This is a genomic window from Cupriavidus sp. HE11, from assembly GCF_056097175.1.
The window spans coordinates 240,244-250,877 of sequence record NZ_CP184465.1; the positions used below are offsets into that span (position 1 = coordinate 240,244).

9 protein-coding genes are annotated in these 10,634 nt (G+C 65.5%); 6 read left to right on the forward strand and 3 right to left on the reverse strand.

The features are described from left to right. The first annotated feature begins 6 nt into the window (after positions 1–6). The 3 genes from ACOABP_RS18555 to ACOABP_RS18565 all read left to right on the forward strand — a co-directional run bounded on the left by ACOABP_RS18555 (position 7) and on the right by ACOABP_RS18565 (position 2,161). On the forward strand, positions 7–1,149 hold the full coding sequence (locus tag ACOABP_RS18555) for a hybrid sensor histidine kinase/response regulator (RefSeq protein ID WP_474229361.1): 1,143 nt from the start codon (positions 7–9) through the stop codon (positions 1,147–1,149). Between the two features lie 67 nt (positions 1,150–1,216). Continuing rightward, positions 1,217–1,645: a helix-turn-helix transcriptional regulator gene (locus ACOABP_RS18560; protein WP_474229362.1), complete on the forward strand. Its 429-nt coding sequence runs from the start codon at positions 1,217–1,219 to the stop codon at positions 1,643–1,645. A gap of 105 nt (positions 1,646–1,750) precedes the next feature. Further along, positions 1,751–2,161, forward strand: coding sequence for a VOC family protein (locus tag ACOABP_RS18565; protein WP_474229364.1), 411 nt, complete (start codon positions 1,751–1,753; stop codon positions 2,159–2,161). Positions 2,162–2,225: 64 nt separating this feature from the next. On the opposite strand, the gene ACOABP_RS18570 is transcribed toward ACOABP_RS18565, so the two are convergent. Beyond that, complete coding sequence (locus ACOABP_RS18570) at positions 2,226–3,731, reverse strand: SulP family inorganic anion transporter (RefSeq protein WP_474229366.1); 1,506 nt, start codon at positions 3,729–3,731, stop codon at positions 2,226–2,228. A gap of 376 nt (positions 3,732–4,107) precedes the next feature. Continuing rightward, entirely contained in the window at positions 4,108–6,771 is a 2,664-nt protein-coding gene (mdeB, locus tag ACOABP_RS18575; protein WP_474229368.1) for an alpha-ketoglutarate dehydrogenase, read from the reverse strand. A 266-nt stretch (positions 6,772–7,037) separates the two neighbouring features. Between mdeB and ACOABP_RS18580 the strand changes: the two genes are divergently transcribed. Next, on the forward strand, positions 7,038–7,442 hold the full coding sequence (locus ACOABP_RS18580) for an SRPBCC family protein (RefSeq protein WP_474229369.1): 405 nt from the start codon (positions 7,038–7,040) through the stop codon (positions 7,440–7,442). Between the two features lie 130 nt (positions 7,443–7,572). Next, positions 7,573–8,202 (forward strand): hypothetical protein, encoded by a 630-nt coding sequence (locus tag ACOABP_RS18585; protein WP_474229370.1) that lies wholly within the window; start codon positions 7,573–7,575, stop codon positions 8,200–8,202. Positions 8,203–8,223: 21 nt separating this feature from the next. Here ACOABP_RS18585 and ACOABP_RS18590 read toward each other — a convergent pair whose 3' ends face one another. Beyond that, entirely contained in the window at positions 8,224–9,603 is a 1,380-nt protein-coding gene (locus tag ACOABP_RS18590) for a sensor histidine kinase (RefSeq protein WP_474229372.1), read from the reverse strand. Positions 9,604–9,950: 347 nt separating this feature from the next. Between ACOABP_RS18590 and ACOABP_RS18595 the strand changes: the two genes are divergently transcribed. Then, on the forward strand, positions 9,951–10,634 hold the full coding sequence (locus ACOABP_RS18595; protein ID WP_474229373.1) for a TetR/AcrR family transcriptional regulator: 684 nt from the start codon (positions 9,951–9,953) through the stop codon (positions 10,632–10,634).

Consider the following 10,634-nt stretch of genomic DNA (forward strand, 5'->3'; position numbering starts at 1 on the left):
CCTACCATGCAAGCTCCCGTGAAGATCCTCGCCGTCGACGACATTGCCGCGAACCTGACCGCGCTCGATGCCGTGCTGGCAAGGCCGGGCGTGGAGATCATCCACGCCAACTCCGGCGCCCAGGCGCTGGAACTGCTGCTGGACCATGACTTCGGCCTGGCCATCCTGGATGTGCACATGCCCGAGATGGACGGCTTCGAACTGGCCGAACTGATGCGTGGCAGCAAGCGCACCAGCCAGATCCCGATCCTGTTCCTGACGGCGGCGGGGCATGACAGCCAGCGCGCGTTTCGCGGCTATGCGTCGGGCGCGGTCGATTTCCTGTTCAAGCCTGTGGACGCGCGCGTGCTGTCCGCCAAGGTCGATGTGTTCGTGCAACTGGCCCAACAGAAGCAGCTGCTGGCCGAACAGCTCGAAACCGCCCAGCAACTGCTGAAGACCAACGAAATGCTGATGGCCGTGCTGGCGCACGATCTGCGCACGCCGCTGTCGGCCATCATCGCCTCGGCGTCGTTCCTGGGCCGCTTTGGCGGAGAGGAAAAGCTCAGGCCCGCCACGGACCGGATTGCCCGCAGCAGCCAGCGCATGGCGCGCATGGTGGACCAGCTGCTGCACGTGGCCCGCCTGCATGGCGGGCGGGTCAGCCTGATGCCGCAGCCGGCGGACCTGGGCGCGATCTGCGCGGCCATCGTGGATGAATGCCAGGTGTCGCGGGGCTCGCTGGAGCTGGTGCTGGAGCAACTGGGCGATACCCGCGTGACGATCGATCCGGACCTGGTCGCCCAGGTCGTGCAGAACCTGGTGGGGAATGCGTTGCAGCACGGGGATGCCGGTGCGCCGGTGGCCGTGCGCGTGGACGGCACGGCCCGGGACAGCGTGACGGTGACGGTATCGAACGGCGGTGTGATCGATGCCCGCATGCTGCCGCATATCTTCGATGCCTTTCATTCGGGCATGGGCGCGACGTCCGCTGCAAGCGGCGCCAGCAGTTCCGAGGGGCTGGGCCTGGGTCTCTACATCGCCCGGGAACTGGCCATGCTCCACGGCGGCACCGTGGTGGCCGAGTCGTCCCCCGAGCAACGCACCACGGTATTCACGGTGACGCTGCCGCGCGAATGCTGCCAGGCACAGCGGGCCATCCAGGCCTGACGATGCCGGATCGGCGGCGCGCGGCAGGGTCTTGATCGATGGCGGATGCCGATGACAGAATAGGCCGATGTCCGCCGCCGCCCCCGACACCACCCTGCGCGATCTTGCCCGCCTGCGCCGCGTGCGGGATCGCATCGACCGCGAATATGCCCAGCCGCTCGACGTCGAGGCGCTGGCCCGGGGCGTTCATATGTCGGCCGGTCACCTCAGCCGCCAGTTCCGGCTGGCCTACGGCGAGTCCGTGTACGCCTACCTGATGACGCGGCGCATCGAGCGTGCCATGGCGTTGCTGCGCCGCGGAGACCTGAGCGTGACCGAGGTCTGCTTCGAGGTGGGCTGCGCATCGCTGGGTACCTTCAGTACGCGATTTGCCGAGCTGGTCGGGATGTCGCCCAGTGCCTACCGGCGCGCGTGCGCGCTTCAGACCGAGGGCCTGCCGTCCTGCGTCGCCAAGCAGGTCACACGACCGATCAGGAATCGAGAAGCGCAGGAGTAGCCGCCCGGCTAGACTGGCTTCCAGGGTCCGGACGCGGGGGCAGCCATAACGGCCAGCCCCACCGGCCGGGCCGATTCCTGACAATTCCCAACACGGAGACCGATCTTGGACATCACCATACATTCGACCTTCCTGCCGCACAGCGACCCGGAAGTCTCGCTGGCGTTCTACCGCGACGCCCTGGATTTCGAGGTCCGCAAGGACGTGGAGTTCGGCGGCAACCGCTGGATCACCATTGGACCGAAGGGCCGGCCGGAGACATCGATCGTCCTGTATCCGCCCAATGCCACGCCTGGCGTCACCGACGACGAAAAGCGCACGATCGCCGAAATGATGGCCAAGGGCACGTTCGCGATGCTGCTGCTGGGCGCGAAGGATCTGAATGCCACGTTCCAGCGGCTGCAGGACTGTGACGCCGAGATCGTCCAGGAGCCTGCCGACCAACCCTACGGTGTGCGCGACATGGGCGTGCGCGACCCCGCCGGCAACATGCTTCGTATCCAGCAACTGACCTGACGTGGGCAGCGCGTCGGGTGCCTGCCGGGGCCCCGGCGCGCGACTCAATGTGGTTTGAGTGCGGTTAGTGCGAGAGTTCGGCGCCGGCCGCTCCGGCTCCCCCGGCCGCCTTGTCGTGCGTGGCGTACTTCTCGATCATCGTTGCGCTGGCGCGGTTCAGGCCCGCGATATCGACGGCGATGCCGTTGCGGCGGAACTTGTGGACGATGCGGTCCAGTGCCTCGATGGCGGTGATGTCCCAGAAATGGGCGTGTGACAGGTCGAGCCTGACTGCCTCGATCGGCTCCCGGAAATCGAATTCGGCGACGAATGCTTCCGACGAAGCAAAGAACACCTGGCCGCGCACCACGTAGTGGCGCGCCTGCGTGGCGGCATCGAGCGTCGACGACACGGTCAGGATGCGGCGCGCCTTCTCCGTGAAGAAGACCGCGCTCAGCAGCACACCCAGGCCGACGCCGATGGCAAGGTTGTGGGTCGACACCACGGCGATGACCGTCGCGACCATGACCACGGACGAGCTTTTCGGGTTCGTCCGGAGCCTGGCGACCGAACGCCAGTCGAACGTGCTGATCGACACCATCACCATTACGGCCACCAGTGCCGCCATCGGGATCTGCCGCACCCATGGCGCCAGGAACACCACCAGCACCAGCAGGAAGGCCCCCGCAACGAAGGTAGACAGGCGGCCGCGCCCGCCTGACTTCAGGTTGATGACGGTCTGGCCGATCATCGCGCAGCCAGGCATGCCGCCCAGGAAGCCGGCCACGATATTGGCGCAGCCCTGGCCGCGGCATTCGCGGTTCTTGTCGCTGGCGGTATCGGTGAAGTCATCGACGATGCTGGCCGTCATCAGCGATTCCAGCAGGCCCACCACGGCAATGCTGACCGAGTACGGGAAGATGATGCGCAGCGTGTCCAGCGACAGCGGCACCTGCGGCAGCGCAAAGACCGGCAGTTCGTCCGGGAACGATCCCATGTCGCCCACAGTGCGCAGGTCGAGCTGCAGGGCCATCGCGATCGCCGTCATCACCACGATGCAGACCAGCGGGGAGGGCACGGCGCGGGTCAGGCGCGGCAACAGGTAGATGATGCCCAGGCCGCCCGCGACCATCGCATACGCGTACCAGGCGCCGCCCTGCAGTTGCGGCAGTTGGGCCAGAAAGATCAGGATCGCCAGTGCATTGACAAAGCCGGTGACAACCGACCGCGAGACAAAGCGCATCAGCGCACCAAGCCGCAGGTAGCCGGCGCCGATCTGGAGCAGGCCGGCCAGGATGCCGGCCGCCAGCACGTACTCCACGCCGTGCGCCTTGACCAGCGATGCGATGACCAGCGCCACGGCGCCGGTGGCGGCCGAGATCATGCCGGGGCGTCCACCCGCAATGGCCGAGACAACGGCGATGCTGAAGGCGGCGTACAGGCCCACTTTCGGATCGACGCCGGCAATGATGGAAAAGGCGAGCGCTTCGGGAATCAGTGCGAGCGCCACGACGATGCCCGCGAGCATGTCGCCCCGGACGTTGGAGAACCATTCCTCGCGGAAGGCTTGCGCGAAGGTACGCGATTGCATGAGAAAAACCTGCTGGGGCGTCGACTGCGGCCAGGCCGGGCGACGACGGAAAAAGAGGGGATTGGCGATGCAGCGATGCCACGATGGTCCGGCGCACTGCGATGCGCTGGGTAAACGTGCTCCACGAACCTCCGTTCGGTCAGGCCCATCGGTTTCTGGCGATGGGGCGGTGACGAGGGGAGGTTGCGCGGTGGCGTTACATCGGGATCTCGGTGCGGGGGACTTGGGGGCTTTGCGCGATGTCAGCGCGCGCAGACGAGTGGATCGCTGCGATGCAGCATTTTAGGCAAACGACGACGCGGCGTCCAGTGTCGCCGTGCCGCGTTCGCCACAAATCGATGTGTCGTCGGTCAGGTTCGCGGAGATTTTCCGCCGATCAGCGGTCCCAGGGCGCGGCGCCCGTAGCGAGCCCGTAACGCGCCAGCGCCTGCGCCTGCAGCGTGGCATCGATCGCATGCAGCGCGCTGGTGACGATATGGTGGCGGTCGATTTCGAAGAAGCGCCGCAGCGCGCCTCGCGTATCGCTGCGGCCGAAGCCGTCGGTACCCAGGGCGATAAAGCGCGCCGGAACATAGGGCGCGATCAGTTGTGCGTAGGCGCGGACGTAGTCGGTGGCGGCGATCACCGGGGCCGTGCCGGCCAGGCAGCGCGCGACATGGCTGGTGGTATCGGCGTTGGTCGCATGGGCGCCGAACATTTGCTGCCGCTCGCACTCGCGCGCCTCGCGGGCCAGTTCCGGAAAGCTCGTCACGCTCCAGATTTCGCTGGCGATATTCCAGTCCTGCGCCAGCAGGTCGGCGGCGGCAATCACTTCGCGCAGGATCGGGCCCGATCCCAGCAGCCGCACCCGGGCGGCGCCGTCGCCGCGTGCGCCGAAGCGATACATGCCACGCACCACGTCGGCATGCGCCGAGGCCGGCAGGGGCGGATGCGCGTAGTTCTCGTTGTTGACCGTGATGTAGTAGAACTCGTCGCGCTGCTGTTCCAGCATCGCGCGGGCGCCATGGTCGATGATGACGGCGGCCTCGCCGATAAAGGCCGGGTCGTAGGCACGGCAGTTGGGCACCGTGGCCGCCACCAGCTGGCTGCTGCCGTCCTGGTGCTGCAGGCCCTCGCCGGAGAGCGTGGTGCGGCCGGCAGTGGCGCCGATCAGGAAGCCGCGGGCGCGCTGGTCCGCGGCGGCCCAGATCATGTCGCCCACGCGCTGGAACCCGAACATCGAGTAATAGATATAGAACGGCAACATCGGTTCGCCGCTGACGCTGTACGACGTAGCTGCCGCAGTCCAGGACGCCATCGCGCCGGCCTCGGTGATGCCTTCTTCCAGCAGCTGGCCGTCGCGGCTCTCCTTGTAATAGAGCATCGAGCCGGCATCCTCGGGCTCGTAGAGCTGCCCCTGCGGTGCATAGATGCCGATCTGGCGAAACAGGTTGGCCATGCCGAACGTGCGCGCCTCGTCGGCCACGATCGGCACGATGCGCCGGCCCAGCGTGCGGTCCTTGATCAGGTTCGTGAACAGGCGCACCACGCCCGTGGTGGTCGACACCTCGCGCCCGTCGGGCGCCAGCGCGAAGCTGGCATAGCTGTCGAGCGGCGGCACGGGCAAGACCGGCGCGGCATCGGTGCGACGCGGCAGGTGCCCGCCCAGCGCGGCACGGCGCTCGCGCAGGTAGGTCATCTCGGGGCTGTTGTCGGCCGGCTTGTAGAACTGCATCGATTCCAGTGCGGCATCGTCGATGGGCAGCGCAAAGCGCTGGCGAAACGCGTGCAGCGCATCGAGGTCGAGTTTTTTCTGCTGATGGGCGGTCATGCGCGATTCGCCTGCATTGCCCATGCCATAGCCCTTCTTGGTCTTGGCCAGGATCACGGTGGGCTGGCCGGGATGCCGGGCGGCGGCATGGTAGGCCGCATGGAGCTTGCGCAGGTCGTGGCCGCCACGGCGCAGGCCGTCGATGTCGGCCGCGCTCATGCCCGCCACCAGCGCCTTCAGCTCGGGGTCCTGGTGGAAGAAGTGCAGCAGGTTGTAGTCGCCGTCCTTGGCGCCCAGGTTCTGGTACTCGCCGTCGACCATGGCCGCAAAGCGCTTCAGCAGGGCATGCTGGGTATCGCGGGCGAACAGCGCGTCCCATTCGGAACCCCAGATCACCTTGACGACGTTCCAGCCGGCGCCGCTGAACAGCGCTTCAAGCTCGTTGATGACCTGGCCGTTGCCGCGCACGGGACCATCGAGCCGTTGCAGGTTGCAGTTGATCACGAACGTCAGGTTGTCCAGGCCCTCGCGGGCGGCCAGTGACAGGGCCGCCAGCGATTCGGGCTCGTCCATCTCGCCATCGCCGAACACGCCCCAGACGCGCCGGCCAGCCGTGGTGGCGATGCCGCGATGCTCGAGATAGCGCAGGAAACGCGCCTGGTAGATGGCGCTGATCGGGCCAATGCCCATCGAGCCGGTCGGGAACTGCCAGAAATCGGGCATCAGCCACGGATGCGGATACGAGCACAGGCCGCCGCCATCGACTTCCTGCCGGTAGCGGCCCAGCTGTGCCTCGGAAAGACGCCCCTCCAGGAAGGCGCGCGCATAGACGCCCGGCGCCGAATGCGGCTGGAAGAAGACCAGGTCGCCCTTGCGCTCCGGCGTGTCGGCGCGGAAGAAATGCTGGAACCCGACCTCGAAGATTTCGGCGGCCGACGCGTAGCTGGCAAGGTGCCCGCCCAGTTCGCCGTAGGCCTTGTTGGCGCGGACCACCATCGCCAGCGCATTCCAGCGCAGGATGGCCGTCAGCCGCTGCTCGATTGCCAGGTTGCCGGGGTAGGGTGGCTGCGCCTGCGGCGCAATCGTGTTCTGGTAGGCGGAGTAGGGATGCGCACGCTTGTCCAGGCCCAGATGGCTGGCATGCTCGCCGAGCCGATCCAGCAGGAACCCCGCGCGCTGCGGCCCCGCCGCCGCCACGATGCCGCTCAGGGCATCCATCCATTCCCGGGTTTCCAGTGGATCGATATCGCCATCGATCTGCAACGGCTGAAGCGGTTCGGCGCGGCCCATGACCTGTCTCCTGATGCGAATGCCCTTGTGGTGTCATCGATTCTAGGTGTCGGATGGAAACAGAACGTTCCGGATTGCGCGGCGAAAATGCCATGTGGCGGCATGTTGTGCTGTCGTTGCTCCTCATTGCAAAACAATCGGCTGACCATCGGAAATGTGGCAGGCCAGGCCGCTGGGGCGCGCGATGCCGGGGAAGATTGAGTTTGCGTTTGGCCTCCTTGCGACATATAGTTATCCATCCGGCTAACTATCAAGGAGACTCCACGATGAAGATCACCGTACAAACCACGGTTGCCGCCCCGATCGCCAATGTGTGGCACGCCTACACGACGCCCGAGGACATCAAGCAATGGAATGCCGCGTCCGACGACTGGCACACCACGGCCGCGTCGGTCGATCTGCGTGTGGGCGGGGCGTTCTCGTCGCGGATGGAAGCCAGGGACGGCAGCATGGGTTTCGACTTTGCGGGCACCTACACCGAGATCGTGCCGAACCGGCGCATCGTGTACGCCTTCGGCGACCGGCACGCCGAGGTCGATTTTACGGAGACGCCCCAGGGCGTGACGGTGCGCGTGACCTTCGACCCGGAATCGGAATACCCGGTGGAGCAACAGCAGCAGGGCTGGCAGAGCATCCTCGACAACTTCAGGCGGCACGTCGAGGGCAAGTAGTCGGCGACGTCCGGCACGATGCGCGCCCGGTGGCAGGCCGGCGCGCCGGCATCGGGGCATGCCATAGAATGTCGGCAAAAATGCCAAAAAGAAAATCAATATGCTTTTCCGTCCTGCCAGACTGATTCCTTTGCTGCTGTGCATCGGCCTCGGCGGCTGCATGACACGGCCGATGCAGCCGCCACCACCGCTGTTCGAGACGTGGGCCAAGCCGGGCGCAAGCCAGCAGGTGGTGCGCAGCGCGCTGCTCGAATGCGGCTTTCCCGATGCGGCGCAGGTCACGCCGGTGGAGATGGCGCGCAACGACTATGCCCGCGCCCAGCTGTGCATGCTCGATCGTGGCTTCACCTATACCGACCGAAGCATTGTGTGCACCCATTCGCCGGAATTGCCCGCCTGCGCCAACGTACCGCGAGGCAAGACCTTCGGCACCGACGCTGATTTCGATCCCGCCTTGCTCGGCCAGCGTCCCAAGTTGCCCCCGGCCTACACGCAATGGAGCCGGCCCGGCACCGATATCGAAGGTGTCAAGCAGGCCATGACGGCGTGCGGATATACCACGCTGATCCAACCTGTCGACTTCATGAAGCTGAACGACATTGCAGCGGCGCAGTTGTGCATGATCGACCGGCAATTCCGCTTTGCGCGGCCACCGTCCTCGCTGCTATGCAAGAATCCGCCAGCACTTCCGGCATGCCGCGACCGGAAAATCGACTTGAAAGCGTGCTGCGGGCCAATAGAGACCGCAGGCGGGAAATAGTCGGTTGCCGGTGTGGCAGGCCTAGCTGACAAGGCGCGGCAACGTGATGGTGGCCCGCGTGCCGCCCGTGGCGCGCCGCGTCAGGTCGAGCCGGCCGTGATGGGCGTCGACGATCGATCGGCAGATTCCCAGGCCCATGCCCATGCCGTTGGGCTTGGTGGTGAACAGCGGTTCGAAGATGCGGTCGGCCAGTTCGGGCGCGACGCCTTCGCCATGGTCGTCGATATGGATATGCAGCACGTCCTGCGCGGGCTCGCAGGCCAGCGTCAGTAACCGCTTGTCCGTGGGAATGCCCAGCATCGAGTCGGCGCCGTTCATCAGCAGGTTGATGATGGCCTGCTGTAGCGGCACGCGGTCGCCGCGCAAGGGTGTTGCGGCAGGAGGGCCATCCACGCGTAGTTCCACCTGCATCGCATCGAGCGTGCAGGACACCATGCCGGCCACTTCCCGCAGGGCGTCATCGAGATCGAAGACGGTGAACGCAGGGGGCGCCTGCCGGGCCTTGGCGCGCAGGCCGTTGATGATGGTGCGCGCACGCAGCGCGCAAGCCGAGATATGCGCGAGCATTTCGCGGGCGCCATCGATATTCGGGCTGCTGCGGTCAAGCCAGCGCAGCCCCGCCCGCGCCGACGAGTCCAGCGCCGTGACCGGCTGCGCCACCTCGTGCACGATTGACGCGACCAGTTCGCCATACGCCTGGAAGCGGCTGGCGCGGGCCAGTTCCGATAGCGTGTCGCGCATCTTCTCCTCGGTGCTGCTCAGGCGCGCGCACTGTTCCGATAGCGCGTCGTGCAGTCGCGCATTCTCCAGCGCAAACCCAGCCTGCAGCGCGATGATTTCTACCACGGCAGTCCGGGTCGGCGTAAAGACGCCCGGCGTATGCATGTGTTCCAGGTAAAGGGCACCGACCAGTCCGCCATTGCAGCGCATCGGCACGCAGATCACCGAACGGGGCCGGAAGCGGCGTACATAGTCGTCAGCCGGCCAGTCGGCGGCATCCCGGGCATCCAGGGCGTCGCGCAGCACCAGCCCGTTGCGCAACTGGACGGCCGCATCGAGGATGCCGATGGGCAGCACGCCCATGGCGACCGGCAGCAGGAAGGTGTCCGGGTCGGCAAGTGTCAGCAACGGGTCGGGCGCCACGCCGCTGGCCGCGATGTCCCACTCGCCATCGTGCAGCACGGCCAGGCAGCCCCAGGAGGCGTCGGTGCTTTGCAACGCCGCCTGTAGCAGCGTTTCGATGCGCCTGGCCGGCAGGACTTCGTTGGACAGGCTGTGCGAGATCTGACGCAGGGCCTGCATGTCGGGCGGCGCAATCTCCGCAAGGCCACGGTCGTGGCCCTGGGGGCGCGGGGCATGCGCCGTAACGGTGCAGCGGAAATCGTCGAGTTCGTTGTTCATGTTCTTTTACCTCTTGCCCGCTGATCTTGCGTTCCGTTCGATCCGCACAGGCCCCTTCGAATCGCCTCTCATGTAGTGAACGCTCCATAAATCAACCTTAGCACATTGTTTTCGGAAATGACAAATGCATAAGCGTTTCTCGGGTGCCGGAACGCAGCGGTTCCATTGCCATAAATGCCTCGCAAGATGCTGAAAAATAAGGATTTATTGAATCGTCTTGCGATTGGACGGCTCGCCGGGTATGATCCGTTCGCTCATGTAGTGTTCCCTGTATGAAATGACACGGAGCGAATCCATCGGTGAGGATTCATGAGTCAGCGGCGACGGGTCGCTGTCCTAGGAGCGATATGACACAAGCAGCAAAAAAGGCCGTGCGTGGCACCGGCGTCCGGGAGGCCGCGGCGCAGGCCACCCGCGACAAGATTCTTCGCGCGGCGACCAAGGTTTTCGCGCGCTACGGTTACGAGGGCGGCAGCGTGGAAAAGATTTCCAGTCTGGCGAAGTCCTATGACCGGATGATCTACTATTACTACGGCAGCAAGGAGGGCCTGTTCATCGCCGTGCTGGAAGGCATCTACCGGCGGATGGACGAGGCCGAGGCGAAGGTGGCGCCAGATGCGTCGGATCCCGTGGAAGCGCTGAAGACCGTGATCCGTTTCAAGATGGACTACTACCGGCGCAATCCCGATTTCGTCAATCTGCTCAATACGGAAAATCTGCACAAGGGCCGGCATGTATCCAAGTCGGGCCGTCGGGGCGAGTACTCGTCCCATGCCATGCAGATCATCGAGCAGATCCTGGCCAGCGGCGTTGCCAAAGGCCTGTTTCGCCCGAACCTCAATGCGCGCGACGTTTTTTTGCTGATCGCCTCGCCGGCGTATTTCTATACGTCGAACCGATACACGCTGTCCGCGTTTCTGGGCGAGGAACTCGATACTCCCGAGGCAGTGCAACACTGGGAGTCGTTTGTGATTGACAGCGTGTTGCGCACGGTACGTGCGGACGCGCCAGCCAGCCGCCAGACCGCCTGA